At 68.2% G+C, this 26,918-nt stretch carries 23 protein-coding genes; 16 read left to right on the top strand and 7 right to left on the bottom strand.

The window, feature by feature from the left end; translation table 11 throughout:
* Nucleotides 1-21: 21 nt before the first annotated feature.
* Nucleotides 22-1,641, bottom strand: a complete 1,620-nt coding sequence (locus tag BLU62_RS07745) for a GMC oxidoreductase (protein WP_074848989.1) — start codon at nt 1,639-1,641, stop codon at nt 22-24.
* Nucleotides 1,642-1,764: 123 nt separating this feature from the next.
* On the opposite strand from BLU62_RS07745, the gene BLU62_RS07740 reads away from it, so the two are divergent.
* A complete protein-coding gene (locus tag BLU62_RS07740) occupies nt 1,765-2,643 on the top strand; it encodes a hypothetical protein (RefSeq protein ID WP_074852756.1) in 879 nt (292 codons plus the stop codon).
* Nucleotide 2,644: 1 nt separating this feature from the next.
* Here BLU62_RS07740 and BLU62_RS07735 read toward each other — a convergent pair whose 3' ends face one another.
* Complete coding sequence (locus tag BLU62_RS07735) at nt 2,645-3,211, bottom strand: TetR/AcrR family transcriptional regulator (RefSeq protein ID WP_074848988.1); 567 nt, start codon at nt 3,209-3,211, stop codon at nt 2,645-2,647.
* A gap of 15 nt (nt 3,212-3,226) precedes the next feature.
* Complete coding sequence (locus BLU62_RS07730; protein ID WP_074848987.1) at nt 3,227-6,025, bottom strand: aconitate hydratase; 2,799 nt, start codon at nt 6,023-6,025, stop codon at nt 3,227-3,229.
* Nucleotides 6,026-6,323: 298 nt separating this feature from the next.
* Between BLU62_RS07730 and BLU62_RS07725 the strand changes: the two genes are divergently transcribed.
* From BLU62_RS07725 to BLU62_RS07685, 9 genes are all read left to right on the top strand, one after another.
* Nucleotides 6,324-6,929, top strand: coding sequence for an Rv1476 family membrane protein (locus tag BLU62_RS07725; protein WP_074848986.1), 606 nt, complete (start codon nt 6,324-6,326; stop codon nt 6,927-6,929).
* A gap of 370 nt (nt 6,930-7,299) precedes the next feature.
* The gene (locus tag BLU62_RS07720) at nt 7,300-8,829 is read left to right on the top strand and encodes an NlpC/P60 family protein (RefSeq protein WP_074848985.1); all 1,530 of its coding nucleotides are present in this window, start codon (nt 7,300-7,302) and stop codon (nt 8,827-8,829) included.
* 140 nt (nt 8,830-8,969) lie between these two features.
* On the top strand, nt 8,970-10,169 hold the full coding sequence (locus tag BLU62_RS07715; RefSeq protein WP_074848984.1) for an AAA family ATPase: 1,200 nt from the start codon (nt 8,970-8,972) through the stop codon (nt 10,167-10,169).
* Nucleotides 10,159-11,097 carry a DUF58 domain-containing protein gene (locus BLU62_RS07710; RefSeq protein ID WP_074848983.1) on the top strand — a complete coding sequence of 313 codons (939 nt, stop codon included), beginning with the start codon at nt 10,159-10,161 and terminating at the stop codon, nt 11,095-11,097. Before BLU62_RS07715 ends, BLU62_RS07710 begins: the two co-directional genes overlap by 11 nt.
* Nucleotides 11,098-11,100: 3 nt before the next feature.
* Complete coding sequence (locus BLU62_RS07705; protein WP_074848982.1) at nt 11,101-12,069, top strand: VWA domain-containing protein; 969 nt, start codon at nt 11,101-11,103, stop codon at nt 12,067-12,069.
* 88 nt (nt 12,070-12,157) lie between these two features.
* The gene (fabG1, locus tag BLU62_RS07700; protein ID WP_074848981.1) at nt 12,158-12,892 is read left to right on the top strand and encodes a 3-oxoacyl-ACP reductase FabG1; all 735 of its coding nucleotides are present in this window, start codon (nt 12,158-12,160) and stop codon (nt 12,890-12,892) included.
* Nucleotides 12,893-12,962: 70 nt separating this feature from the next.
* Nucleotides 12,963-13,802, top strand: a complete 840-nt coding sequence (gene inhA / locus BLU62_RS07695) for an NADH-dependent enoyl-ACP reductase InhA (protein ID WP_074848980.1) — start codon at nt 12,963-12,965, stop codon at nt 13,800-13,802.
* Nucleotides 13,803-13,819: 17 nt separating this feature from the next.
* The gene (locus BLU62_RS07690; RefSeq protein ID WP_074848979.1) at nt 13,820-14,911 is read left to right on the top strand and encodes a ferrochelatase; all 1,092 of its coding nucleotides are present in this window, start codon (nt 13,820-13,822) and stop codon (nt 14,909-14,911) included.
* 388 nt (nt 14,912-15,299) lie between these two features.
* On the top strand, nt 15,300-15,989 hold the full coding sequence (locus BLU62_RS07685) for a hypothetical protein (protein WP_074852755.1): 690 nt from the start codon (nt 15,300-15,302) through the stop codon (nt 15,987-15,989).
* Here BLU62_RS07685 and BLU62_RS07680 read toward each other — a convergent pair.
* Nucleotides 15,959-16,789 (bottom strand): serine/threonine protein kinase, encoded by an 831-nt coding sequence (locus BLU62_RS07680; RefSeq protein ID WP_074848978.1) that lies wholly within the window; start codon nt 16,787-16,789, stop codon nt 15,959-15,961. The two genes, BLU62_RS07685 and BLU62_RS07680, sit on opposite strands and share 31 nt — an antisense overlap.
* 119 nt (nt 16,790-16,908) lie before the next feature.
* Between BLU62_RS07680 and BLU62_RS07675 the strand changes: the two genes are divergently transcribed.
* The 3 genes from BLU62_RS07675 (at nt 16,909) to BLU62_RS07665 (ending at nt 19,457) form a co-directional block, all read left to right on the top strand.
* Nucleotides 16,909-17,736 (top strand): DUF3097 domain-containing protein, encoded by an 828-nt coding sequence (locus BLU62_RS07675; RefSeq protein ID WP_074848977.1) that lies wholly within the window; start codon nt 16,909-16,911, stop codon nt 17,734-17,736.
* A gap of 69 nt (nt 17,737-17,805) precedes the next feature.
* Entirely contained in the window at nt 17,806-18,234 is a 429-nt protein-coding gene (locus BLU62_RS07670) for an NfeD family protein (protein ID WP_074848976.1), read from the top strand.
* A 44-nt stretch (nt 18,235-18,278) separates the two neighbouring features.
* Complete coding sequence (locus BLU62_RS07665; protein ID WP_074848975.1) at nt 18,279-19,457, top strand: SPFH domain-containing protein; 1,179 nt, start codon at nt 18,279-18,281, stop codon at nt 19,455-19,457.
* Between the two features lie 12 nt (nt 19,458-19,469).
* On the opposite strand, the gene BLU62_RS07660 is transcribed toward BLU62_RS07665, so the two are convergent.
* The 3 genes from BLU62_RS07660 to BLU62_RS07650 are packed head-to-tail and all read right to left on the bottom strand — an operon-like array spanning nt 19,470 to nt 21,519.
* Complete coding sequence (locus tag BLU62_RS07660; protein WP_074848974.1) at nt 19,470-20,108, bottom strand: hypothetical protein; 639 nt, start codon at nt 20,106-20,108, stop codon at nt 19,470-19,472.
* On the bottom strand, nt 20,105-20,707 hold the full coding sequence (locus tag BLU62_RS07655) for a hypothetical protein (RefSeq protein ID WP_074848973.1): 603 nt from the start codon (nt 20,705-20,707) through the stop codon (nt 20,105-20,107). The genes BLU62_RS07660 and BLU62_RS07655 overlap by 4 nt, the downstream gene beginning before the upstream one ends.
* Nucleotides 20,708-20,760: 53 nt before the next feature.
* The gene (locus BLU62_RS07650; protein WP_074848972.1) at nt 20,761-21,519 is read right to left on the bottom strand and encodes a TVP38/TMEM64 family protein; all 759 of its coding nucleotides are present in this window, start codon (nt 21,517-21,519) and stop codon (nt 20,761-20,763) included.
* Nucleotides 21,520-21,683: 164 nt separating this feature from the next.
* Here BLU62_RS07650 and BLU62_RS07645 point away from each other — a divergent pair, with 164 nt between their 5' ends.
* The 3 genes from BLU62_RS07645 to meaB are packed head-to-tail and all read left to right on the top strand — an operon-like array spanning nt 21,684 to nt 26,901.
* Nucleotides 21,684-23,621: a methylmalonyl-CoA mutase family protein gene (locus BLU62_RS07645; protein WP_074848971.1), complete on the top strand. Its 1,938-nt coding sequence runs from the start codon at nt 21,684-21,686 to the stop codon at nt 23,619-23,621.
* On the top strand, nt 23,618-25,903 hold the full coding sequence (gene scpA, locus BLU62_RS07640; RefSeq protein ID WP_074848970.1) for a methylmalonyl-CoA mutase: 2,286 nt from the start codon (nt 23,618-23,620) through the stop codon (nt 25,901-25,903). Before BLU62_RS07645 ends, scpA begins: the two co-directional genes overlap by 4 nt.
* A complete protein-coding gene (gene meaB, locus BLU62_RS07635) occupies nt 25,903-26,901 on the top strand; it encodes a methylmalonyl Co-A mutase-associated GTPase MeaB (RefSeq protein ID WP_074848969.1) in 999 nt (332 codons plus the stop codon). Before scpA ends, meaB begins: the two co-directional genes overlap by 1 nt.
* Nucleotides 26,902-26,918 lie beyond the last annotated feature (17 nt).

Genomic DNA, 26,918 nt, shown 5'->3' with positions numbered 1-26,918 from the left:
GAGGTCGGCCCGAAACTGCGCTCAGTGGTTCCCGAGGAACCGGTCCATGGTCCGTTCGGCGAGTGCAGTGATGGTGAGCGCCGGGTTCACCAGTCCGACGGCACCCGGCACGAACGAGCCGTCGACGACGTAGAGATTGTCATAGCCGCGCACCGCCCCGTCCATCGACGCGGCCTCTCCCATGACGACGCCGCCGAGACCGTGATATGTACCGGCCGAACCGAATCCGACGGCGCGGGTGTAGATCGGGACGCCGTTGGCGGGTCGGCCGTAGCGTGCCTCCGTCCGCTGGTGGAACTTGCCGACGAAGGCGGCCGCCTGCCGGTCGACGTCGTTGCTCCCCTCCGGGTACGGATAGTTGAGCTTCGCCGTCCGGGTGGAGTGGTCGAAGTCGACCGTGCCGCGCTCGTCGGTGTGGGTCTGGACGAGGTGGGTGGTCCCGGCCTTGCCGAGGGGCGCCGGCAGCGGCGTCGCCTGATACACCATCGACATCGGGGTCTCGGAGAGCCTGTCCTCGTAGATCCGCGCGTATCCCGGTCCGCCCTGGACCAACCCGAAGTCGTCGGACGGGTTGGTGCGGATGGTGAGGAAGTCGCCGTTGGTCCCGAACCCGTTCCCGATGCGCGGGGACAGTTGCGGCAGAGTGCCTTTCGCTCGCGCCTCGACGAGCATGCGGGTGGTGTGGAACGAGCCGGCGGCCATGAAGAGATGATCGGCCTCGGCGGTCACCGTCCGGATCGTGCGACCCTGCTCGTCGCGGACCCGCGCGGTGACGACGAATCCCGCACTGCGTGGGCGTGGGCGGATGTCGAACACCTCGTGCATCGGTTTGATCGTGACGTTGCCGGTGCGTTCGGCGGCGGCGAGATAGGTCCGGTCGGTGGACTTCTTGGCGCCGCTGTTCACGCCGTAGCTCAGCTCGCCGATGATGACGGACGGACGTTTGCGGCCGGCCATCTCGGCGCGGACGATGTCCCAGTCGATCGCGAAGTCGAAGAAGTGGGGAGTGGCGCCGTAGCGTGCGATCACCTCGAGCCAGGATCGGGGCCCGACATAGTTCGGGTGCTTCAGGATGTCGGCCGGCATCGGCGAGACGCCGAGCGTCCTCTTGGCGCGCGGGTAGTAGGTCGAGAGGAGTTCGGAGTAGTTCGCCGCGGCGGGGAAGATGTGCTCGAAGTCCTGACGGCGGGGGACCGGGGTGAAGGACCCGAACACCAGCGAGCCGCCGCCGACGCCGGCGCCGTAGACGGCCTCGATGCCGTTGCCCTCGACGTGGTCGAGTACGCCCGGGTACGGCTCGACGGGGATGGCGGTGGCGCTGTTCGCGCCCGCCCGGTTGCCGAACCACGCTGCGCGCTTGTCCGGGCTGGAGAAGGTGGCGAAGGTGTTGCCGTCGGGGCGGATCGGCCAGCGGCGGCCACGTTCGAACACCGTTGTGGTGAAACCGGCTTCGCCGAGTCGCAGGGCGGCGACCGACCCGCCGAAGCCGGTGCCGATCACGATCGCGGTGCGTCCGGGCGCGGCCGTCGCGGGAGCTGCGGTACTCGCGGTGGCGGCCAATGCGGCGAGAGCTCCGGCGCCTGCCGCGGAGCGGAGAACGGTCCGGCGTGAGACGGCAGGGTCGGGTATGTCCAAGTTCACTGCGAAACCTTAGCTTGCACTAACTAAGGTAAGGAACGCCTTACTAACCAGTGGCGGTGTGGGATGCATCACCCTGAGGCTTCGCTCCGAAGAGTACTCCGATCGCCGCATACACTCCGGATGATGACTGATTCGTTCGACATCGACATCGACATCGACATCGACGTGGACCGCGACAGCGTCGCCATGGGGGATGATGTCCTCTCTCATCATCGTCGGATCTCCGTCTCGGTCGGCACCCTGCTGAGCGCGGTCCTCGCGGAGGCGGCACCTGAGATCCGGGCTCGCGGTTGGTCATGGGTGGCCGAGGTCGACGGCCACCCGGCAGCCGTCTGGTCCGTTGATCACGGCGTCCGGATTCTCGTCCGGGATGTTCCGGTGACCCGCGGCAATGCTCCACGGCAGATCTTCTTCCGGTACTTCGTCCAGATCGATCCCGAGTGGCTGTACCGGCGGCTCGTCGACGGCGCGGAAGCGAATCGATATGTGCTGGAACGTGAATACCGGCCGATCGGCGACCGGCTCCGTGAGGAGGAGGAACGGCGCCGGGAAAAAGAACTCCCGGGGCGGCTCCTGGGCGTCGAATGTTCTGCGGCGCTGCGCGGCCTCGGCGTGGACTTCGATCTGCATAATGATCGTCTGGCGCGATTCGGTGTGGCGGGGTCCACGTGGCGGGTACGGCGGATGGACACGATGACGGTCACCGACCACGGTCGGAACCGATTCTTGTCGTCCATACGCCCTGCCGCGGTCGCCGAGGTCTGGCTGGCGGCTGCAGTGGGGCAACGGGTGCGGGAGGTCCGGGGCCTGCCCCGGACCCCGGACCATCTGCTGTCCCAGCCGGATCTGTACCCGATGTCCCGGGGCGTGGCCGGTGAACCTCGCTGGACGACGAGAGGCCATCCCACCGTCCAGCTCACCGGTGACGACGCGGTGAACGCTTATCGACTGTCGATGGGGCGGACGATCGGGGAGATCATGCAGATCCTGACCGGCCGCTGACTCAGTCCTTGGCCCGCACCGACTCCTCGACGAGGTCGAGGACTGCATGCAGATCGGCGGTGGGCTGACCTGACGCCAATCGGGTGATCAGTCCGTCGAGGACGAGATCCAGATACTTGACCAGGACCTCGGTGGGGACGTCATCGCGAAGCCGACCGGCCTGGCGGCCGCGTTCGAGCCGGCGGAGGGTGGCCTGTTCGAGTTCGGCCGACCGCGCAGTCCATTCAGCCCGAAAGCTGTTGTCGGTGCGCAACTTTCGCGCGATCTCGAGACGGGTGCCGAGCCAGTCGAAATCCTCTGGCCGCGTGAGCATGTCACGCATGACCTGTACGAGGCCCTCCTCTGCGGCTACATCGGCCATGCGCTCGGCGTCCTCGTGTGCGAGCGCGAGGAAGAGCGCCTCCTTGTCCCGGTAGTGGTGGAAGATCGCGCCGCGGGACAGGCCCGTCGACTCCTCGATCCGCTTGACGGTCGCACCGTCGTATCCGTACTCCGCGAAGCAGTGCCGCGCGCCGTCGAGAATCTCCCGACGACGCGCGGCAAGGCGGTCATCACTGACCTTGGGCACGTCGCGTGCTCCTTGTCAGCTCTTGATCATGTTCCGCAGCACGTACTGCAGGATGCCTCCGTTGCGGTAGTAGTCGGCTTCGCCGGGGGTGTCGATGCGGACCTTCGCATCGAACTCCACCTTCGAGCCGTCCTCCTTGGTGGCGGTGACGTGCACGGTCTTCGGGGTCTTGCCCTCGTTGAGCTCCTCGATACCCGAGATGTCGAACGTCTCGGTGCCGTCGAGGCCCAGCGACTTGTGCGACTCGCCCTCGGGGAACTGCAGCGGGATGACGCCCATACCGATCAGGTTCGAGCGGTGGATGCGCTCGAAGCTCTCGGTGATGACCGCCTTGACGCCCAGCAGGCTGGTGCCCTTGGCCGCCCAGTCACGCGACGAACCGGTGCCGTACTCCTTGCCGCCGAGCACGACGAGCGGGGTGTTCTGTGCGGCGTAGTTCTGCGCGGCGTCGTAGATGAACGACTGCGGCGCACCTTCCTGGGTGAAGTCGCGGGTGTAACCGCCGGTGACACCGTCGAGCAGCTGGTTCTGCAGGCGGATGTTGCCGAAGGTCGAGCGGATCATCACCTCGTGGTTGCCACGACGGGCGCCCAGCGAGTTGTAGTCCTTGCGTGCCACACCGTTGGCGTCGAGGTACTGCGCGGCGGGGGTGCCGGGCTTGATCGTCGACGCGGGGGAGATGTGGTCGGTGGTCACCGAGTCGCCGAGCTTCGCGAGCACGCGAGCGCCCTTGATGTCGGAGACGGGCGACGGCTCGAGCTGCATGCCCTCGAAGTACGGAGGCTTCCGCACGTAGGTGGACTTGTCGTCCCACTCGAAGGTCTTGCCCGACGGGGTCGGCAGGTTCTGCCAGCGCTCGTCGCCCTTGAAGACGTCGGCGTAGTCGGCGGCATACTGCTCGGCCGAGATCGACGAGGCGATGGTCGCCTCGATCTCCTCGTTGGTCGGCCAGATGTCCTTCAGGAAGACGTCGTTGCCCTCGGTGTCCTGACCCAGCGGATCGGTCTCGAAGTCGAAGTCCATCGTGCCGGCGATCGCGTAGGCGATGACCAGCGGCGGCGAGGCCAGGTAGTTCATCTTCACGTCGGGGTTGATGCGACCCTCGAAGTTGCGGTTGCCCGACAGCACCGCGGTGGCGGTGATGTCGTTGTCGTTGATCGCCTTCGAGATCTCCTCGGGCAGCGGGCCCGAGTTGCCGATGCAGGTGGTGCAGCCGTAGCCGACCAGGTAGAAGCCCAGCTTCTCCAGGTAGGGCCACACGCCGGCCTTGTCGTAGTAGCCGGTGACGACCTGCGAACCCGGAGCCATCGAGGTCTTGACCCACGGCTTGGAGGTCAGGCCCTTCTCGACAGCCTTCTTGGCGAGCAGCGCCGCGCCGAGCATGACCGACGGGTTGGAGGTGTTGGTGCAGCTGGTGATCGACGCGATGGTCACGATGCCGTGGTCGAGGATCATTGAGCCGCGCTCTTCGGAGTCCACGCGCACCGGGTTGGTCGGGCGGCCCTCGGCGCCGTTGGCGGCCGACGGGAGCTGTGCGCCGTCGTCGGCGAAGGACAGCGTGGCCGGGTCGGAAGCCGGGAAGGACTCCTCGACGGCCTCGTCGAGCTGCGTGTGCGGGGTGGCGGTGCCGTTCTCCACGTAGTTGTGGATGTCCTTGCGGAAGGCGTTCTTGGCGTCCCACAGCTCGATGCGGTCCTGCGGACGCTTCGGGCCGGCGATCGACGGGACGACGTCGGCCAGGTCGAGTTCGAGGTACTCGGAGTAGACGGCCTCGTCGGCGTCCTTCTCCAGCCACATGCCCTGTTCCTTGGCGTAGGCCTCGACGAGGGCGAGCGTCTCTTCGCTGCGGCCGGTGAGGCGCAGGTACTTCACGGTCTCCTCGTCGATGGGGAACATCGCACAGGTCGAACCGAACTCGGGGCTCATGTTGCCGATGGTGGCGCGGTTGGCCAGCGGCACCTCGGCGACGCCGTTGCCGTAGAACTCGACGAACTTGCCGACCACACCGTGCTTGCGCAGCATCTCGGTGATGGTGAGGACCACGTCGGTGGCGGTCACGCCCGGCTTGGTGGCACCGGTCAGCTTGAAGCCGACGACGCGCGGGATGAGCATCGAGACCGGCTGGCCGAGCATCGCTGCCTCGGCCTCGATGCCGCCGACGCCCCAGCCCAGGACGCCGAGACCGTTCTCCATGGTGGTGTGCGAGTCGGTGCCGATGCAGGTGTCGGGGTAGGCGACGCCGTCACGGACCATGACCGAGCGCGCGAGGTGCTCGATGTTGACCTGGTGGACGATGCCGGTGCCCGGCGGGACGACGCGGAAGTCGTCGAAGGCGCCCTGGCCCCAGCGGAGGAACTTGTAGCGCTCTTCGTTGCGCTGGTACTCGATCTCGACGTTGCGCTCGAAGGCCTGGGCGTTGCCGAAGGCCTCGATGATCACCGAGTGGTCGATGACCATCTCGGCGGGTGCGAGCGGGTTGACCTTGTCCGGGTCGCCGCCGAGCTCCTTGACGGCGTCACGCATCGTGGTGAGGTCCACGATGCAGGGCACGCCGGTGAAGTCCTGCATGATCACGCGGGCGGGGGTGAACTGGATCTCGATGCTCGGCTCGGCGCTCGGATCCCAGTTGGCCAGGGCCTCGATGTGATCCTTGGTGATGTTGGCGCCGTCCTCGGTACGGAGGAGGTTCTCGGTCAGCACCTTGAGGGCGTAGGGGAGTTTCTCGGCGCCCTTGACGGCGTTCAGGCGGTAGATCTCGTAGCTGTTGTCGCCGACGTCCAGCGTGCCGCGGGCGCCGAAGGAATTGATACTCACGTCTAAATCCACTCTCCTCGTGTACCGACGGGCTGCGTCGGCGATGCTCGATGAATTTCTGAACCCGGCGGGCTGCACCGGTGCCATCGGATGTCCGCGAGGCGACCCGCGACAACATCGTCCAGTCTAACAGTACGAGCGTACTGCCGAAGCCGGGTGGGGACGACACGCCGCCGGGGCCTCTCGTCGTGGCCGAATACCCGGACGCGTCCATTGTGTCGTACCGTGCAGGTCGAAGTCCGGTGAGCGTGCGGTTTGCTCGCCGCGGGGTGTTACCGACAGACAGGGGTGAGGCCACATGGGTCCCGAGCCGACGACGTTGATGCTGGCCGCTCCCGCGGAGAACAACGAACTCACGGGACTCGTCGGGGTCGACATGGCCGAGCTTTCGCGCGACATCGCCGACGACGGGGTGGCGGGCGCCACTCCCGAGCAGGTACCCGGGATGCTCGAGGTGATCGAGTACGCCAAGTCCAAGGGCCAGGACTTCAGCTTCGTGGTCGTCGACCAGGTGCAGCCGCGCTTCAGCCTCTACCGCGACATCGCCAACCAGCTCCAGGAGCAGGTCGGCGGCACCGTGATCGTGCTCGGCCCCAACTCTGTCGGCAGCTCCTCGCCCGAGTTCAGCCGGGTGATCCAGGAGGAGGCGACCCAGAATCTCGCCCTCACCGATCCGCCCGGGGCCGCGCGACAGATGGTCGACTCGATGACCGGTTCACACGTCGACTGGACCGTCGTCGGACTCGTCCTCATCCTGGTCGTCGTGCTCGGTGCGGCGGGCGCCCGACTCCGCACCCGGCGCGCACGCGCCGCAGCGGCGAGCGGCCCGCTCGGTCCGCTGACCCCGGCCGGCGCCGGGGCCGCGTCGTCGGAGGGTTCGGACTCGGACGCGCCATCCTCCTGAGGTCCCACCTCTCGTTTCGCCGGCATCGCTGACGGCCGCTTCCCGCGGTCCATCGGTGCCGGCGTCTTCGTGCTCGTACCCCATCCGGTTCGCGCACCGTTTTGTTGCGAATTCGAGACCTGGGCCACGGTGGTGAACTTTTTCCAGTTCACAGCATTTTCCCAGGTAATCACGCCTTTGTAATTCATTCCTTTCGGTTTTCTCGTGTGGTTGATGTGACGTACGGTTCTGATGTCGCACGTGTGGCCTGAGTTCCCTACAGGGTCATGTGCGACGGATGTGCAGTGTGTGGTCGGGGCGGCCGAACATGGCCGTTCGATCGACAACCGGAGATCGCCGCAGATCCCCGGCAGAACCGCAAGGAGTTCAGGTGAGGCGAGGAAGAACAGGTGCGTCCTGGCCGGCGCGCGTCACGGCGGCCACGGCTGCCGTTCTCATCTGCGCGGTCGGCGCCGGTCATGCGACCGCGGCCCCGAAGAAGGCCGAGTCGCCGGTGTCCGGGCTGATCAACGAGATCGCCTCGGTGAACCAGGACATCGTCGACCTCGACCAGGCCCTCGCGGTGCGTCAGGAGGACGTCAACCGCGCCATCGTCGACTTCCAGAACTCCCTCGCCCAGCGGCGCCTGGCCACGGTCGCCGCACGCGGCGCGCGGACCGAGCTCGATCGGGCCGGTCAGGCCGTGATCGCGGCGCAGAAGGAGTTCGACGGTTTCGTCCGGCTCGCCTACCAGCAGGGCGCCGAGCAGGGTTCGATGTCGAACTACGTGGCGTCCCCGGACCCCCAGGCGGTCCTGGACCGGATGAAGCTTCTCGACCAGGTCGGCAAGAAGCAGCAGGAGACCATCCGACGTCTCCAGGTCGCCCGCAACCAGAAGGCCAATCGCGTGGCGGCGGTCGAGGCGACCCGCCGGCAGGCGTCCTTCGCCGCCAAGAGCGCCGAACAGCGCAAGCGCGACGCACTGTCCGCGGTCACCGAGGCCAAGACCGCCATCTCCGAACAGCAGGAGCGCAAGGCCACCCTGGTCGCCAAGCGCGACCGGGTGCAGAAGAAGATCGACTCGATCCGCGGCTACGTGCCCAAGAAGCAGGCCGCCGGACCGTCCACCCGTGACCTGCTGTCCAACATCTTCCCGTCGGCGCCGAGTCTCCCGGACCTGCCGACGACCAACGTCTCCGACAACGAACTGCTCGCGATCGCGGCGCGTGCCGCCGCCCGGATCGCGGTCGACGTGGGTTCGGCGGCCCTCGGCATGGGTCTGGACATGGGTTCGCAGATGCTCTCGACCATCATCGGGGAGCAGCGGCTCCCGCAGTCCGAACTCCTCAACGAACTCGGTCTCGGCGGCGTCGACCTCACCGGCAGCAGCGGCAACGACAGCCTTAGCTCCCGACTGGGATCGGGAAGTCTCGGTTCCTTGTTCGGCGGCTCCGGCGGCGGGGGCGGATCGGGCGGCATGGTGCGGCCGGGTCTGCGCGGCCCGCAGGCGGTCGAGATCGTCGTCAACCGTGCGCTGTCGCAGCTGGGCGTCACCTACGCCTGGGGCGGTGGTGACACCAACGGTCCGACCCAGGGCATCCGCGACGGCGGCGTCGCCGACAGCTACGGCGACTACCGCAAGGTCGGCTTCGACTGCTCGGGCCTGATGATCTACGCCTTCGCCGGCGTCGGCATCGAACTGCCGCACTACACGGGTTACCAGTACACCTCGGGTCCGCAGTTCCCGCTCTCGCAGATGCGCCGCGGCGACATGATCTTCTACGGCCCGAACGCGAGCCAGCACGTCGCGCTCTACCTGGGGGACAACAAGATGGTCGAGGCCCCGCAGTCCGGCTCCGTCGTCAAGGTGTCGCCGCTGCGTACCAACGGTGCGATGCCGAACGTCGTCCGCCTGGTCTGACGGCGTCTGAACGACGGGCCGTGCATCTTCTTGGCGGCTTTTCAGTTCGCACGGCTAGGCTGGCACAAACACGCGGGGGTGTCTCGCCTCGACGTGGCCTCACCAGTGAGCAGCAGAGTTCAGACGAACAGGAGCACGGGTTGACCGAATCGCACTCCCTCGACAAGGCGGCCACGGGGGACCCGGCCGCGGCAGGCGCCGACTCGTCGGTGCTGAGCGACGCCGACGTCGCCCTGCTCGAGCGGGCCATCTACGAGGTCAAGCGTGTCATCGTCGGTCAGGATCAGCTCGTCGAGCGGATTCTCGTGGGCCTGCTGGCCCGCGGCCACATCCTCCTCGAAGGTGTCCCGGGCGTCGCGAAGACGCTCGCGGTCGAGACCTTCGCCAGGGTCGTCGGCGGCTCGTTCTCCCGGGTGCAGTTCACCCCCGACCTGGTGCCCACCGACCTCATCGGTACCCGCATCTACCGCCAGGGCCGTGAGCAGTTCGACACCGAACTCGGACCGGTGGTCGCGAACTTCCTGCTCGCCGACGAGATCAACCGCGCACCCGCCAAGGTGCAGTCCGCGCTGCTGGAGGTCATGGCCGAGCGACACGTGTCGATCGGCGGCAAGACCTACGCGATGCCCGACCCGTTCCTGGTGATGGCGACGCAGAACCCCATCGAGAACGAGGGTGTCTACCCGCTGCCCGAGGCACAGCGCGACCGCTTCCTGTTCAAGGTCCTCGTCGACTACCCGTCGGTGGAGGAGGAGCGCGAGATCGTCTACCGGATGGGCAATGTCCCGCCGACGGCCTCGCAGGTACTCGATCCCGCCGCGATGCTGCGTCTGCAGAAGACCGCCGCGAACGTCTTCGTCCACCACGCTCTCGTCGACTACGTCGTCCGCGTCATCAACGCGACGCGCCGTCCGGCCGAGCTCGGCCTCCACGACGTCGCGTCGTGGCTGTCCTACGGCGCCTCGCCCCGCGCGACCCTGGGCATCGTGGCCGCGGCACGCGCGCTCGCACTCGTGCGCGGACGCGACTACGTCATCCCGCAGGACATCGTCGAGATCATGCCCGACGTCCTGCGACACCGCCTGGTGCTGTCCTACGACGCCCTCGCCGACGAGATCGACGCCGACCAGGTCATCAGCCGGGTACTGCAGACCGTGGGACTCCCGCAGGTCGGCGCGCAGCCGGTGGCGCAGAACTCCTACCAGTCGGGTCCCGGTCCGCAGGGCCACGCCGCCGGGATGCCGCAGGCCGCCCCGCAGGGAACCAATGGCTATGCCGCACAACAGGTTCCGCAGGGCTCCGGTCCGGTGAACCCGAATTCGCCGCGGTATGGCGGCTAATCGGGACCTGCCGAGCCTCGGTGCCGGGTTGCTCGAGGAGCCCCAGCTCACCGCGGCTCTGAAGATGCTGGAGCTCACGGTCCGTCGCAAGCTCGACGGCGTGCTCCAGGGCGAGCACCTCGGACTCATCCCCGGACCGGGTTCGGAGCCGGGGGAGGCGCGCGCCTACCAGCCGGGCGACGACGTCCGTCGGATGGAGTGGTCGGTCACCGCACGGACCACCCAGCCGCACGTGCGCCAGATGATCGCCGACCGTGAGCTCGAGACCTGGCTGGTCGTCGACGCGTCGGCGAGTCTCGACTTCGGCACCGTCGGCTGCACCAAACGCGATCTCGCGGTGGCCGCCGCGGCGGCGATCGTGCATCTGACCACCGGCGGCGGCAACCGGCACGGCGCCCTCGTCGTGACCGGCGACGACCTCGTCCGCGTCCCTGCACGGGCCGGGCGCGCACACGCCCAGAACCTGCTCAAGGCGATCGCGACGACGCGTCGCAGCTCGCCCGGTGTCCGCGGCGATCTCAAGGCCGGCATCGAGGCCCTGCGTCGTCCGCAGCGTCGCAGGGGTCTGGCGGTCGTGATCAGCGACTTCCTCGGCCCGATCGACTGGGAACGCTCGCTGCGCGCCATCGGCGCCCATCACGAGCTGCTCGCGGTCGAGGTCCTCGACCCGCGTGACCTGGAGCTGCCGCCGATCGGCGAGGTCACTCTGGCCGACGCCGAATCGGGGGAGATCCACGACGTGACCGTGACCGAGGACCTGCGACGCGACTTCGCCGCGGCCGCGCGGGCGCACCAGGAGCGTGTGCACCGGACGCTGCGCAGCTGTGGCGGTGCGACGCTGACCCTGCGCACCGATCGCGACTGGCTCACCGACACCGTCAAATTCATCGCCCAGCGCCGTCGTGGCCTGGCCGCCGGGGTGGGGTAGACCATGTTGTCCAGTCCCTGGTGGTTGTTGCTGCTGCTCGTCGTGGCGCTGCTCGGCGCCGCCTACGTGTACATGCTGCGTCGCCGCAAGCAGCGTGCGCTGACCTTCGCGAACCTCGATCTGCTGAAGTCGGTCGCACCGGCCGACCGCAACCGGCTCCGCCATGTGCCGATCGCGCTGCTCATCGTCGCGCTGATGCTGCTGACGGTGGCGTTGTCCGGCCCGCAGGCCGACCGCAAGGTCCCGCGCAACAAGGCGACGGTGATCCTCGTGATGGACGTCTCCCGGTCGATGAACGCGACCGACGTGTCGCCGTCGCGCATCAAGGCCGCTCAGGAGGCGGCGAAGAAGTTCGCCGACGAGCTGACCGAGGGCATCAACCTTGGCCTGATCTCCTTCGCCGGCACCGCGGCGAGCCTGGTGTCGCCGACCCCTGACCACAACGCGACGAAGGTCGCCGTCGACAAGCTCCGACTCGACGACAAGACGGCGACCGGCGAGGGCATCTTCGCGGCGCTGCAGCAGATCAGCACCCTCAACGCCGTTCTCGGCGGCGGTGAGGCGGCCCCGCCGGCGCGGATCGTGCTCCTGTCGGACGGCAAGGAGACCGTGCCCGACGATCCCGACGACCCGCGCGGTGCCTTCACCGCGGCCCGCAAGGCCAAGGAGGAGAAGATCCCGGTCTCCACCATCTCCTTCGGGACCCGGACGGGCACCGTCGAACTCGAGGGCGACCGCGTGCCGGTCCCCGTCGACGACGATTCGCTGCGCAAGATCGCGAACCTGTCGGGCGGCGACTTCTTCACTGCGGCCAGCCTCGACGAGCTCAACAAGGTGTACGAGAAACTGCAGAACGAGATCGGGTATGAGACCCGTCGGGGGGACAACTCGAAGCCGTGGCTGATCGCGGGTACGTTGTTCGCGCTGGTCTCGGCGTTCGCGGCCCTGGCGATCAATCGCCGGTTGCCCTGACCCGGGCACCGTGCCCCGACCCACCGGCGTGCCCTGTCCGCCGACCACCGCGACGCCGACTTCAAGAGAACGGATAGGTTAGACACCCATGACGGCATCCAGCAACGAAGCGCAGAATCCTTCCCGGTCGGTCCTGGTGACCGGCGGCAACCGCGGGATCGGCCTGGCCGTGGCCCAGCGCCTGGCCGCCGACGGCCACAAGGTCGCGGTCACCCACCGCGGTTCGGGTGCGCCCGAGGGACTGTTCGGCGTGAAGTGCGACGTCACCGACTCGGAGTCGGTCGACGCGGCCTTCGCCGAGGTCGAGGCCCATCAGGGCCCCGTGGAGATCCTCGTCGCCAACGCGGGCATCACCGACAACATGCTGCTCATGCGTCTGTCCGAGGAGTCCTTCGAGAAGGTCATCGACGCCAACCTGACCGGCGCCTTCCGCTGCGCGAAGCGCGCCACCAAGTGGATGCAGCGTGCCAAGTGGGGCCGCATGATCTTCCTCGGTTCGGTCGTCGCGATGTCGGGTATCCCCGGCCAGGTCAACTACGCGGCGTCCAAGGCCGGTCTCATCGGCATGGCGCGCTCGATCGCCCGCGAGATCGGATCGCGGAACATCACGTCCAACGTCGTCGCCCCCGGTTTCATCGAGACCGACATGACCGCGGCGATGGAGGATCGTTACATCGAGATGGCCAAGCAGGCCATCCCGCTGGGCCGCACGGGCAAGCCCGAAGACGTCGCCGCCGCGATCAGCTTCCTCGCCTCCGACCAGGGCGGCTACATCTCCGGCGCGGTCATCCCGGTCGACGGCGGCATGGGCATGGGTCACTGACCCGTCCGGGTCCGACGGCCCCACGGCCGCACCACACCACAATCAACGTCGATCTCAGGAGCACATCTTCGTGAGCGGAATCCTGGACGGGAAGACCGTCCTCATCACGGGCATCATCACCGACGCCTCGATCGCCTTCCACGCGGCCGCCATGGCGCAGGAGCAGGGCGCGACGGTGATCATCACCGGCATCCCGGAGCGGCTGCGGCTGATCGACCGGATCGCCAAGCGGCTGCCCAAGGAGGTGCCGCCGGCCATCGGCCTCGACGTGACCAACGAAGAGGATCTCGAGGCACTGGCCGACAAGATCCGTGAGATCGCCCCGCAGGGCGTCGACGGCGTCATGCACTCGATCGCGTTCGCGCCGCGCACCCTGATGGGACCCGACGCCAAGCCGTTCCTCGAAGGCCCCGGCCCCGATGCCGCCAAGGCCTTCGAGATCTCGGCCTGGAGCTACGCCTCGCTGGCCCGCGCCGTGCTGCCCGTCATGAACGAGGGCGGCTCGATCGTGGGCATGGACTTCGATCCGCGCACCGCGATGCCGTACTACAACTGGATGGGCGTCGCCAAGGCGGCGCTCGAGTCGGTCAACCGCTATGTGGCGCGAGAAGTGGGCAACGCCAAGAACGTCCGCTCCAACCTGGTCGCCGCCGGACCCATCAAGACCCTGGCCGCCAAGGCCATCGCCGGCACCGCGACCGACGACGCCAAGCAGCTCAACATGCTCAACGAGTACTGGGACGGCGCGTCGCCGATCGGCTGGGACGTCGACGACCCGACCGTGGTCGCCAAGTCCGTGTGCGCGCTGCTCAGCGACTGGCTGCCCGGCACCACCGGCTCCATCGTGTACGTCGACGGCGGCGCCAGCCACAACACCTGGTTCCCGGAGGGCATGACCTCCGGGTCGTGAGCCCGGGGAGACGCGCAGTGGACACCGCTTTCGATTCCGTCCTGTTCCTGTCCTTCGGCGGCCCCGAGGGACCCGACGAGGTCATGCCGTTCCTGGAGAACGTGACCCGGGGCAGGGGGATCCCGCGGGAGCGCCTGGAGTCGGTCGCCGAGCATTACCTGCATTTCGGCGGGGTGTCGCCGATCAACCGGTTGAACCTGGACATGATCGACGGCCTCCGCGCCGATCTGGCGCGCCGTGGTCTCGACCTGCCGGTGTACTTCGGCAACCGCAACTGGCACCCGATGGCCGAGGACACCTTGGCCGAGATGTACCGGGCGGGGCATCGCCGCATCCTGGTCTTCCCGACGTCGGCCTGGGGCGGTTATTCGGGGTGTCGCCAGTACCACGAGGACATCGACCGGTCGTTGAAGGCGCTTGCCGAACGCGAGCCCTCGAGCACAACACCCGAGGGCGCCGTCGTGCTTCGCAAGCTGCCGCAGTACTGGTCACATCCCGCGTTCACCGCGGCCGGCGCCGACGCCGTCCGTCGCGGGATCGAGGCGCTCGGTGAGTCCGAGGATCCGGTACGGCTGGTGTTCACGGCGCATTCCGTCCCGAATACGGCCGACGCCGCATCCGGGCCCGCCGCGGAGGGCGGTGGTCTGTACTCGCGTCAGGTGGTGGCGGCGTCGCAGGCGGTCGCCGACGCGCTCGGCGTCGACGACTTCGACCAGGTCTGGCAGTCGCGGTCGGGGCCCCCGCAGATCCCGTGGCTCGAACCGGACATCTGTGACCACCTGGAAAACCTGGCAGCACAGGGTGTCCGGCGGGTCGTCGTCTATCCCGTCGGTTTCATCTCGGATCACCTCGAGGTGATCTGGGACCTCGACAACGAGGCCGCCGAGACGGCGCAACGACTCGGGATGGATTACGTGCGCGCGGAGACCGTCGGTACGGATCCGCGGTTCATCGAGATGATCGGCGAATTCGTGGAGAACTACGCCGGCGGCGCCGGCGACCTGGCCGCGATGGGTTGCGGCGACAACGGCCGGGTGTGCCGCGACCGGTGCTGTGTGCCGGCCGCGCGCCCGACGCGACCGGTGGCCGCACCGGCCGGCGAAGCGTAGTCGGATCTCGCCGACAAGCGATTACAAGCCCATTGTTTACTATCGTTTCAGCACATTTCGAATTGATGGTTCGCTACGGTAACGATCGAATAACAGGATTGGGCTGATATGGCCACAGGATTCATCAGATGACAGTCTGGAAATACGCTGCCCAGCCCGGCCGGCGATTAACAGAAAGGAATCCGCAATGGCAGATGGGACCATCGAACTGGACGCCGACATTCTCGGACCGATCCTGGACACCCTCATCACCGGTTCCTTGGAGGACGACGGCACGACGCCGCCTGTGTGAGAAGCCTTCTCGGGTGGGCCGCGTCGACGACGCGGCCCACCCGTGGTGTTTCCGCAGTTCATCAGCGACATTGCCGATCAAACAATGCGGGCTGTGATGGGTGACAAAGAATTCGAGGTGATCGAGACGATCACTCTCACCGATAAGGATCTCGATTCCGCGGTCGATGTGCTCGCGGACGGCCTCCACGAGATCCCGCTGTACACCTGGCTGCTCGGAGAGCACATATCCGACCGTTCCCTGCGGAGATGGCTGGCGGAAATCCTCGTACGTCCCTTGTTGAATGCGGGATGCGTCCTCGGATCACGACGGGAAGGTCGGCTCGTCGGGATTCTGGTCTTCCAGCCACACGACGCCGAGCTTTCTCCTGACGGCAAACCACCCCTGACCCCGGCCGACTTCACCGTGGCGGCGGACGTTCCCGGGTTGCGGGAACGGGTCGTCGAACTGTTGACCAGTACTCGGCTCGCCGCGCCGGCGGACGACGCGGTCAACCTCCGGATCGGGATCGTTGCGGCCGGGGAACGCGGCGGTCGTGCAGTGACCGGCATGATGCGCGAGGTCGAGCGATTCTGCATCGTTGCGTCCCGTCCGTACTACGCTTGGACCGGTTCGGAGAGTCTGCGGCGCTACTACACGCAGGTCTGGGGTGCATCCGAGTTCGCAGTCGAGGACTGGAACGGCGTCACGATGTACGGCCTGGTCTCCGATCGGCCGCCGCGGCCTCGACCCGCGCCCGACAACCCGCTCGCGACTCAGCGGCGGAGCAGTTCGCCGATCGTGTGATTGACCGCGGCCGCTCGTGCTGTCCGGGCGAGCGTGTGCAGTCCACGCAGTGCAGAGTCGCCCGAATCCCATTGCCCCGCAGTATCACCGATCTCCACGCGTCGAGCGCCGGCCAGGTCGACGATGGCCTCGACCTGGGCGGCGGTGTCGATGAGCCGCGTCGAGCGGGCGTCGAGTGCATGCGGCGGCAGTGCGACGCGATGCCGGGAGGTGAGGGCCGCAAGCTCCTTGCGGAGGTCACCCGCGTCGACCGATCGGCGTCCGCCGAGCCCGCCGATGATCGACGCCGCATCGCGAACGGCTTGCCGCAGATCGTATTCCAGGTCGCCCGCGGACGGCCCGGACGAGACCAGGTGACCGAGGTCGAGCCGATCCGCATACCGGAAGACCGTCCATCGGCACGTCACGTACGGGGGATCGATGCCGAGGGTGGAGAACTCGGGGACGAGTGCGAGGGTGCCGGCCGTGTCCGAGTCGTCCACCAGTAGTACCTCGCCGGCGACCAGCGCCTTCGACGTCGCAGGATGGGGCGGCAGACCCTGCGGATCACCGGTGGACGGTAGGCGCACCACCAGTTGCCGAGCAGGCTTCAGCATTCCCAGCAGTTCGAGCACACCGTTGCCGGATCCCGTTGCGGACGTGGACTGTTCGGTCTGCACCTCGTGCCGGTCGGCGGACTCGGCGAGTGCCTCGATCACGTCGTCTGGGGAGCATCGTCCGGTGAGCCACGCGGCCGCCCAGGCGCCCAGTGCGCAGGTCGGCCACGCGACGATGTGGGGGAGGATGTCGCTGCGATTCATCAAGGAACAAGGATACCGCCGGCCCCCGGCGGGTCGCCGGGCGTGGCAACCCGCCGCCGGTGGTCCTGGCGCATACGGTGTTGGACGCAGATGTCCAGGGACCGAAGAGGTGGAACGCGATGGATGACCGGTACGGGCGCGATGTGCTGTCCCAGCCACGCCGGGCCAAACCGCGTCCGGTCGAGGTCGCGGCCGAACGTGACCTCGTCGTCGAGGACGCCGCCACCGGATTCTGTGGTGCCGTCGTCGGTCTGGAGAAGAGTTACGCCGGTGACCTCGTCCGCCTGGAGGACCGGCACGGCCGGACACGCGTGTTCCTCATGAACCCCGGTGCGTTCCTGATCGACGGTCGTACGGTCACCCTCATCCGCCCGCGCGTGCGCGGTCCCCAGAAGCCCGCGATGACGGCGTCGGGATCGCGGGCCGCTCCGCGTACCCGGGCCCGCACCGCGCGGGCCAGCCGGATCTTCGTCGAGGGTGTGCACGACGCGACGCTGCTCGAGCGTGTGTGGGGAGGCGACCTGCGGGCCGAAGGAGTGGTGGTCGTCAGCCTCGACGGTCTGGACAACCTCGACGACGCCCTCGCCGAGTTCCAGCCGGCACCGCATCGTCGCGCCGGCGTCCTCGTCGACCACCTCGTCGCCGGTTCGAAGGAGGCCCACCTCACCGCCGAGGTCGGCGAACACGTGCTGGTGTGCGGTCACCCCTACATCGACGTCTGGGAAGCGGTGAAGCCAGCCTCGGTGAAGATCTCGGCCTGGCCGAAGATCCCGCGCGGCACCGACTGGAAGACCGGGGTCTGCGCCCAACTGGGGTGGGGCGATCCGCGGGACGGGTGGCGCCGGGTGCTGAGCGGCGTCGGCAGTTTCCGCGATCTCGAGGTCGATCTCCTGCGCTCGGTCGAGGAACTCATCGACTTCGTGACGGCCGCCGAAGAGGCGGGCTAGGGCCGGAGTCCGCCCGGTCGCGCGTCCTACGCACCGGACCTTCCCGGACATCTCTGGCAGACTGGACACATGAGCGCCCTGCTGTGGTTGGCAGCCGCGATCGTCCTGGTGGTCGCGGAGATGTTCGGTGGCGAACTGGTGCTGCTCATGCTGGCCGGCGGCGCCTTCGCCGCAGCCGGCGTGGATTTCGTGTGGGAGGCACCCCTGTGGGTCGAGGGGCTGGTCTTCGCCGTCGTGTCGGTGCTGCTGCTCGTCGCGGTCCGTCCGGTTGCCAAGCGCCACATGCTCACCCGTCCCGCGGTGCTCATGAACACCGAGGCGCTCGAGGGGCAACCGGCGGTCGTGACCGAGAAAGTGGACCGACACGACGGTCGGGTCAAGATCGGGGGCGACATCTGGTCGGCCCGGACGATGGATCCGGCGCAGGTCATCGAACCCGGTACCCACGTGACCGTCGTGCAGATCGACGGTGCGACCGCCGTGGTGTGGCTTCCCTGATGCTCGACCCCTACCTGCTCGACGCTTCGCGAGAAAGGTGAACGATGGACGATTTTCAGATCTTCGGCCTGGTCGTGGTCGTACTGCTGGTGCTGCTGGTGGTGGTGGTGCTGGTCAAATCGGTGGCCCTGATCCCGCAGGCGGAGGCCGCGGTGATCGAACGTCTCGGCCGCTACACCCGCACCGTATCGGGACAGCTCACGCTGCTGCTGCCGTTCATCGACCGGATCCGGGCGCGCGTCGACATCCGTGAGCGGGTCGTGTCCTTCCCGCCGCAACCGGTGATCACCGAGGACAACCTCACCCTGTCCATCGACACCGTCGTCTACTTCCAGGTGACCAATCCGCGGTCGGCGGTCTACGAGATCGACGACTACATCGCCGGCGTCGAGCAACTCACCATCACCACTCTGCGCAACGTGGTCGGCGGCATGACCCTCGAGGAGACCCTCACCTCCCGCGACTCCATCAACGGGCAGCTCCGTGGAGTGCTCGACGAGGCGACCGGACGCTGGGGCCTGCGCGTCGCCCGCGTCGAACTCAAGTCGATCATGCCGCCGCCGTCGATCCAGGAGTCGATGGAGAAGCAGATGAAGGCCGACCGCGAGAAGCGCGCGACGATTCTCGCCGCGGAGGGCCAGCGGGAGTCGGCCATCAAGACGGCCGAGGGCAACAAGCAGTCGCAGATCCTCGCGGCCGAGGGCGCCAAGCAGGCCGCGATCCTCGGCGCCGAGGCGGAGCGGCAGTCACGCATCCTGCGCGCCCAGGGTGATCGCGCGGCCGCGTACCTCAACGCGCAGGGCGAGGCCAAGGCCATCGAGAAGACCTTCGCGGCGATCAAGGCCGCCAAGCCGACACCGGAACTGCTTGCGTACCAATACCTCCAGCAGCTGCCGGAGATGGCGAAGGGCGAGGGCAGCAAGGTGTGGGTGGTGCCGTCCGACTTCGGTTCGGCACTCCAGGGTTTCGCGAAGTCCTTCGGCGTCCAGGGCGACGACGGGGTGTTCCGGTACGAGCCGACCGACTCGCCGCCGTCGCAGATCGACGAGTCGGAGACCGAGGACTGGTTCTCGCTGGCCTCCGATCCCAAGGTCGCGCAGGCCGTCGCCGAGGCCGAGGCGGTGGCCCGCAAGCCGGTTGCCCCCGAGATCAGCACCGGCCGTTCGACGCGCCACGCGTCGCTCGACGCCGCGATCGAGGAGACCGGCAGTACCCCGGGCTAGACCGGACCGTCGTCAGGCGGTGATGAGGTGGGCGATGCCGGCGAGGCCGATCGCCCACAGCACCGAGGCGAAGGTGCCCATGATGAACTGCTCCGATGCCTGCGGGGCACGTAGTTCGGGATAGCGCGCGAGGCTCTTCACGGCGAGGATGATCGCGAGTCCCTCCGGCCATCCGGCCATCAGCGTGGTGACGACGGCGAGGCGTTCGAGATAGCCGATGACACGGCCGCCCCGGAGCGGGCCGACCTCGGTCGGGTCGGTCGGTTCCGGCCCCGGGTTCCCGGTCTGGTCGGGGTTCTCCGGGGCAGGTGCGTTCTCAGGGTCGGGTGGTGGAGTCGGAGCCGCTCTCACGCCGCCCAGCTGTAGGACCGCCCGCACCACCGGACCGCCACCGGTCACGGCCGCGGCGGCCGCGATCACCGTGGCCGCCGCGGCCGGGAAGCCGGTGGCGGGCCCGGCGGTCGCGGCGACGATCGCGGTCGCGGTCGCGAGTCCCAGCAGGATCGTCAGGCCGGCCGCGTGGACGATCCTCGCCGACCGCGGCACGGTGAGACCGTCCAGGGCGCGCTCACGCATCAGGTGTTCGACGCCGAGCCACAGCACGGGTGCGACGGCGGTCAGCACGAGGAGGACGAGCGCGACCCCGGTCATCGCACGCTCTCCGCGACGTAGCGGTCGGCCTCGGCGAGTGCGTCGGCGAGGAGATCGAGCGAATCGGGTTCGAGATCCCAGCCGGCGGCCCGGAGCCGTTGACTCATGGCCTGGGGCGTGATGTCGAGCGCGCCGGCCGCGTCGGCCTGGGTGAATCCGCGCCGCATGAGTGCGACCGCCTCGACCCCGGCAGCACTCCGGGTGGCGACGATGTCGCTGATCAGCCGCCCGGCGGTCTGGGCGTGGCGGCACCACCGGGCGTCGGGTCCGCGGACGCACAGCGGTATCCGCTGGCGTTTGGCCGCCTCGACCGCGTCCCGGGCGTGGAGGAAAGCGGCACCCCGGCCGGCGCGGGTGGAGGCGGGCAGCGGTTTCTCCACGTCGCCGGTACCGATGCCGACACTCCAGTGGCCCTCGGCGGTCAGTTCGACGGCGAGGTGCGCGAGGGTCACCGGGTCGTCGAGAACGCCCTGGATCTCGTCGCCGGCGGTGCGCTCGAAGGGCCGGACCGTGTCCACGTCTGCGAGGCGGGTGAGTATCTCCTCGACGCGATCGATGTCGGTACGGCTCCCGCGTTGATCGACCGTCATGACGAACATCACACAAGCCTACGGGCTTGATTATGAGTGATCAAGTCTAATGGCTGGATTGATCAAGCTTTGGAACTTGATTCATCGGGATCAAGCCTCGCAACCTGCGTGCTGCCGGATGAGACCGGCAGCCGGGCGTCGAGGATCAACCCGATGATCCCGACCGCGAAGAGTGCGCCGCTGATCAGCAGTTGCCGAGGGTCGGTCTCGCCGGTCAGGGAGTCGCCGAGCATGACCACCGCCGCGGTGCCGGGCGCCATGCCGATGATGCTCGCCACCGTGAACGGCAGCGGCCGTACCGACGACAATGCCGAGCAGTAGTTGGCGACCGAGAAGGGGCAGGCGGCGATCAGGCGAAGTGAGCCGACGGCCAGCCAGCCGCGACGCTCCAGGCGGTACTCGACGGTCTTGACGACCGGCTTCTTGAGGAACGGCCGCACCCGGTCGCGTCCGAGCGCCCGGACCAGGCCGAAGGCCGCGACCGCCGCGATCGACGACGCGATCATGGCCCCCGCGAATCCGACGACCGGCCCGAAGAAGATGCCGGACATCACGGTGAAGGTCGAGCGGGGGATCGGGGCGATCGTCACGACGGCATATGCCGCGAAGAACAACCAGACGAACGCCGGCCCGAGGTCGTCGCCCCACGCCCGGACACTGCCGATCGAGGGGAGCGGGATCAGATACGACCCGAGGAGGATCAGTGCCACGACTGCGGCCGCGACAAGCGCGCGCCGCACGACCCGCCGGTCGAAGGTGAGGCGCCGTCGGCCGCCCGCTGCATCAGGTGTCACCTCGGTGACGGGGGCTGGCTCGGGCACCCGGACACTCTACTCTGGACGTCGCGAGACCCCTCGGCGTCGCGACCTGCTCGCCCCTCTTCGGTGGCGCAGCTCACGCCGACCGCGTTCATGGGCCGAGCGAGCGATCGGCTAAGGTCGTGTACGCGCTCGCACAGAGCACTCACGGAGGTGTGCTACCCCACATGCCACAGCAAACTGACCAGCCGAAAGAACTCGACGACGCCTACCAGGCGTGGTCGAAGGCCGCCGCGGCCGTTCTGGCGAAATCGCGTCGGGTCGACGTCGACGAGCTCCCCGACACACCGGAGGCCCTGCTCTCGACCGACACCGCCGACGGGCTGACCATCCGGCCGCTGTACACACGTCGCGACGAGACGACCGAACCGGGCCTGCCGGGCCGGTTCCCGTTCGTCCGCGGCGCCGATCCCGCACGTGACGTCACCACCGGGTGGCGCGTCACCGAGCGGTTCGGCGATGACGCGACCCCGGCCGAGGACGTCAACGAACTCGTCCTCGAGGCGATGGCCAACGGCACCAGCGGACTCTGGCTGTCCGTCGGCAAGCCCGGTGGCGGTCTCGGTGTCGCCGACCTCGCCACGGTGCTGCGCGGCGTCTACCTCGATCTCGTGCCGGTGACGCTCGACGCCGGTACCGAGGGCATCGCCGCCGCCCGGGAACTGCTCTCGCTCAAGGAGAAGGCACAGGCCGCACCGGTCGCCGCCGCTCCCACCGCGGCGACCACGCATTCCTTCGGACTCTCGCCGCTGACCGCGGCGTTCTCCGGCCGCGCCACCGTCGACTCCGACGAGGCCACCGCGCTCGCCGCGTCGAACCTCCCCGTCGGGGTCCGGACCTTCCGCGTCGACGGCAGCGACTTCGCGACCGCCGGCGCCGACAACGGCCTCGAACTCGCCCTCGTGGTGGCCGCCGCGGTTGCGCACCTGCGCGACCTGACCGCCGCCGGTCTGTCCGCCGAGGCGGCCCTGAACCAGATCACCTTCGGGGTCTCGGCCGACGACGACCAGTTCGCGACAATCGCCAAGTTCCGTGCGCTGCGCAAGATCTGGGCCCGCGTGGCCGAGGTCGTCGGCGCACCCGACGCCGGTGGCGCGATCACCCACGGCGTCACAGATCTGTCGATGTACTCCCAGCGTGACCCGTGGGTCAACATGCTGCGCAGCACCATCGCCGCCTTCGGCGCGGGTGTCGGAGGCGCCGACCAGCTGACGGTCCTGGCCTACGACGCGACGATCCCGGCCGACAAGCGCACCTCGAGTGCGTCGTTCTCGCGTCGCATCGCCCGCAACACCCAGCTGCTGCTGCTCGAGGAGTCCAACATCGGACGCGTCCTCGACCCGGCCGGCGGCTCGTGGTTCGTCGAGTCGCTCACCGACGACCTCGCCGCCAATGCGTGGGCCGTCTTCACCGAGGTCGAGGCCGCCGGTGGCTACCGCACCGCCCTCGACAGCGGCTGGATCGCCGAGAAGGTCGAGGCCTCGCTGGCCCGCCGCGACACCGAGGTCGCGCATCGTCGCATCTCCGTCACCGGCGTCAACGAGTTCCCGAACATCGACGAGCGGGCTCTGTCCGACGCCCAGGGCGCCTCGGCGTCGAGCGTCACCGACGTGGTCACCGGAACCCCGAAGCTGGCCCGCATCGGCCGCGCCTTCGAGGCGCTGCGCGACCGCTCCGACGCGGTGCTCGCCGAACAGGGTGCGCGCCCGTCGATCCTGCTCATCCCGCTGGGTAGCGTCGCCGAACACAACGGGCGCACCACCTTCGTGGCCAACCTGCTGGGTGCCGGCGGCATCACCGTCGTCAACCCGGGCCCGCTGACCGCCGACAAGATCGGTGACGCGGTGGCCGGTGCGAACACCCCGATCGCGGTCATCTGCGGCACCAAGGCCCGCTACGCCGAGGACGGCCCGGCGGCGCTCTCGGCCGCCCGTGCGGCCGGACTCTCCAGGGTCCTGCTCGCCGGCCCGGACAAGGAATGGCCCGAATCCGGTGATTCCCAAGGCGATCGTCCCGACGGTTCGCTGCGTGTCGGCATCGACGCGGTGAGCACGCTCTCCGATCTCCTCGATCAGCTTCTCTCAACTTCGGGAGCGACGGCATGACCCAGACCGAACCCAACCTGTCACAGTCCGATTCGGCCCAGTCGATCCCGAGCTTCGCCGGGGTCGAGCTCACCGACGGAACGCCGGCGGCGGCCGCCGGACCCGGCGCGCCCGTCACCGAGGAACTGGCGTCCGCGCACGGTTACTCCGTCGACCAGGTCACCTGGAACACGCCCGAGCAGATCGACGTCGTGCCGGTGTACACCCGCACCGACCGCGACGAGATCCTCGACGATGCCGAGCACCCGTACCCGCTCGACTCGGTTCCGGGCGAGGCCCCGTTCATCCGTGGCCCGTACCCGACCATGTACGTGAACCAGCCGTGGACGATCCGCCAGTACGCGGGCTTCTCGACCGCCGCCGAGTCCAACGCCTTCTATCGCCGCAACCTCGCGGCCGGCCAGAAGGGTCTGTCGGTGGCCTTCGACCTCGCGACCCACCGCGGATACGACTCCGACCACCCGCGGGTGGCCGGCGACGTCGGCATGGCCGGTGTGGCGATCGACTCGATCCTCGACATGCGTCAGCTGTTCGACGGCATCGACCTGGGCAACGTCTCGGTGTCGATGACCATGAACGGTGCGGTGCTGCCGATCCTGGCGCTCTACGTCGTGGCGGCCGAGGAGCAGGGTGTGCCGCCGGAGAAGCTGGCGGGGACCATCCAGAACGACATCCTCAAAGAGTTCATGGTCCGCAACACCTACATCTATCCGCCGAAGCCGTCGATGCGGATCATCTCGAACATCTTCGAGTACACCAGCCAGAAGATGCCGAAGTTCAACTCGATCTCGATCTCCGGCTACCACATCCAGGAAGCCGGTGCGACCGCCGACCTGGAGCTGGCCTACACGCTGGCCGACGGCGTCGAGTACATCCGCGCCGGTCTCGAGGCGGGCCTGGACATCGACAAGTTCGCACCGCGCCTGTCCTTCTTCTGGGGCATCGGCATGAACTTCTTCATGGAGGTCGCCAAGCTGCGCGCGGCTCGTCTCCTGTGGAGCGAGCTCGTCGCCGAGTTCGGCCCGAAGAACGCGAAATCGCTGTCGCTGCGCACACATTCGCAGACGTCGGGATGGTCGCTGACCGCGCAGGACGTGTTCAACAACGTCGCCCGCACCTGTGTGGAGGCGATGGCCGCGACGCAGGGTCACACCCAGTCGCTGCACACCAACGCCCTCGACGAGGCGATCGCCCTGCCGACCGACTTCTCGGCCCGCATCGCGCGTAACACCCAGCTGCTGCTGCAGCAGGAGTCGGGCACCACCCGCCCGATCGACCCGTGGGCCGGTTCGAACTACGTCGAGACCCTCACCCATCAGCTCGCGCAGAAGGCGCGCAAGCACATTCGCGAGGTCGAAGAGGCCGGCGGCATGACGCAGGCCATCAACGAGGGCCTGCCGAAGCTGCGCATCGAGGAGGCCGCGGCCCGCACGCAGGCCCGTATCGACTCGGGTCAGCAGCCGCTGATCGGCGTGAACAAGTACCAGGTGGCCGACGACGAGGAGATCGAGGTCCTCAAGGTCGAGAACTCCAAGGTGCGCGCCGAGCAGCTGGAGAAGCTCAGCAGGCTTCGCGCCGAGCGTGATTCGGCTGCCGTCGAGGCCGCACTGGCCGACCTGACCCGCGCCGCGGCGTCGTCGGAGGGTGGCATCGAGAACAACCTGATGGCCCTGGCCATCGAGGCCGCGCGTCACCAGGCGACGGTCGGCGAGATCTCCGAGGCGCTCGAGAAGGTCTATGGTCGCCACCAGGCGGAGATCAAGACGATCAGCGGGGTGTACCGACATGAGGCAGGCGAGGTGAGCAACATCGACGCGGCGATCGAGGCGGTGCGCCAGTTCGCCGAGGCCGAAGGCCGCCAGCCGCGCGTGCTGGTCGCGAAGATGGGCCAGGACGGTCACGACCGCGGCCAGAAGGTCATCGCGACGGCGTTCGCCGACCTCGGCTTCGACGTCGACGTGGGCCCGCTGTTCGCCACGCCGGAGGAGGTGGCCGCGCAGGCCGCCGACAACGACGTGCACGTGGTGGGTGTGTCGTCGCTGGCCGCCGGTCACCTCACCCTGGTCCCCGCACTGCGGGAGGCGCTCAAGGAGGTCGGGCGCGAAGACATCATGGTCGTCGTCGGCGGCGTCATCCCGCCGGGTGACTTCGCCGAGTTGTACGAGGCCGGCGCTGCTGCGATCTTCCCGCCCGGATCGGTCATCGCCGACTCGGCCGTGGAGCTCATCGGCAAGCTCGCCGACACCCTCGGCCTGGAGCTGCCCGGGGTGGCCGCGAACTGATGGCGGACAGTACTCGGCGTCGGGTCGACGTCGACGCGCTGGCCGATTCCGTCCTGGCCGATCGCCGCGCCGACCTGGCGCGTGCGATCACCCTGGTGGAATCCAAGCGCCCCGATCATCGGGCCGCCGCGCAGGAACTGCTGTTGAAGCTGACCCCGCACGCGGGCAACTCGTTCCGGGTCGGCATCACCGGCGTTCCGGGCGTGGGCAAGTCGACGACGATCGAGGCGCTCGGCATGCACCTGGTCGAGCTGGGGCACAAGGTGGCGGTTCTCGCCGTCGACCCCAGTTCGACGCGCACCCGCGGGTCGATTCTCGGTGACAAGACCCGGATGGGCCGCCTGTCGACGGAGAAGAACGCCTACATCCGGCCGTCGCCGACGTCGGGCACGCTCGGCGGCGTCGCCAAGGCGACCCGCGAATCCATCGTGCTGGTGGAGGCCGCAGGCTTCGACGTCGTGCTCGTGGAGACCGTCGGCGTCGGGCAGTCCGAGGTCACCGTCGCCAACATGGTCGACACCTTCACGTTCCTGACGCTCGCCCGCACCGGGGATTCGTTGCAGGGCATCAAGAAGGGCGTGCTGGAACTCGCCGACGTCGTCGTGGTGAACAAGGCCGACGGCAAACACCTCAACGAGGCCAAGGGTGCGGCACGCGAACTGCGGAACGCGTTGCATCTGATCTATCCGCACGACGCCCTGTGGACGCCGCCGGTGCTGACGATGAGTGCGATCGAGAAGACCGGCGTCGACGAGTTCTGGAACACGGTCGTGAAGCACAACCAGACCCTCAGGGAAGCAGGGGAGTTCACCGCGCGCCGCAACCAGCAGCAGATCGACTGGACGTGGTCGATGGTCCACGACATCGTGCTCAGCCGTCTGGCCGAGTCGCCCGGGGTCCGTGACATCCGTGCCGAGGTCGAGGACGAATTGCGCGAGGGCGTGCTCACGCCGGCGCTCGCCGCTCAGCGCATCGTCGACGTCTTCGACAATCGCTGAGCGACGAGCAGACCCTG

It is taken from the genome of Gordonia westfalica (genome assembly GCF_900105725.1).
Classification (GTDB): Bacteria; Actinomycetota; Actinomycetes; order Mycobacteriales; family Mycobacteriaceae; genus Gordonia; species Gordonia westfalica.
Note: the sequence above shows the minus strand (reverse complement) of the source record. Positions and strands in the feature narration are given on the sequence as shown.

Bases quoted from the DNA above. Each gene is read 5' to 3' on its own strand.
- scpA (WP_074848970.1), top strand. From the start codon at position 23,618: ATGACCCAGACCGAACCCAACCTGTCACAGTCCGATTCGGCCCAGTCG.
- BLU62_RS07725 (WP_074848986.1), top strand. From the start codon at position 6,324: ATGGGTCCCGAGCCGACGACGTTGATGCTGGCCGCTCCCGCGGAGAAC.
- BLU62_RS07660 (WP_074848974.1), bottom strand. From the start codon at position 20,108: ATGACCGGGGTCGCGCTCGTCCTCCTCGTGCTGACCGCCGTCGCACCC.
- BLU62_RS07665 (WP_074848975.1), top strand. From the start codon at position 18,279: ATGGACGATTTTCAGATCTTCGGCCTGGTCGTGGTCGTACTGCTGGTG.
- BLU62_RS07655 (WP_074848973.1), bottom strand. From the start codon at position 20,707: ATGTTCGTCATGACGGTCGATCAACGCGGGAGCCGTACCGACATCGAT.
- BLU62_RS07670 (WP_074848976.1), top strand. From the start codon at position 17,806: ATGAGCGCCCTGCTGTGGTTGGCAGCCGCGATCGTCCTGGTGGTCGCG.
- BLU62_RS07705 (WP_074848982.1), top strand. From the start codon at position 11,101: ATGTTGTCCAGTCCCTGGTGGTTGTTGCTGCTGCTCGTCGTGGCGCTG.
- BLU62_RS07710 (WP_074848983.1), top strand. From the start codon at position 10,159: ATGGCGGCTAATCGGGACCTGCCGAGCCTCGGTGCCGGGTTGCTCGAG.
- BLU62_RS07740 (WP_074852756.1), top strand. From the start codon at position 1,765: ATGACTGATTCGTTCGACATCGACATCGACATCGACATCGACGTGGAC.
- fabG1 (WP_074848981.1), top strand. From the start codon at position 12,158: ATGACGGCATCCAGCAACGAAGCGCAGAATCCTTCCCGGTCGGTCCTG.
- BLU62_RS07675 (WP_074848977.1), top strand. From the start codon at position 16,909: ATGGATGACCGGTACGGGCGCGATGTGCTGTCCCAGCCACGCCGGGCC.
- BLU62_RS07685 (WP_074852755.1), top strand. From the start codon at position 15,300: ATGGGTGACAAAGAATTCGAGGTGATCGAGACGATCACTCTCACCGAT.
- BLU62_RS07645 (WP_074848971.1), top strand. From the start codon at position 21,684: ATGCCACAGCAAACTGACCAGCCGAAAGAACTCGACGACGCCTACCAG.
- meaB (WP_074848969.1), top strand. From the start codon at position 25,903: ATGGCGGACAGTACTCGGCGTCGGGTCGACGTCGACGCGCTGGCCGAT.
- BLU62_RS07680 (WP_074848978.1), bottom strand. From the start codon at position 16,789: ATGAATCGCAGCGACATCCTCCCCCACATCGTCGCGTGGCCGACCTGC.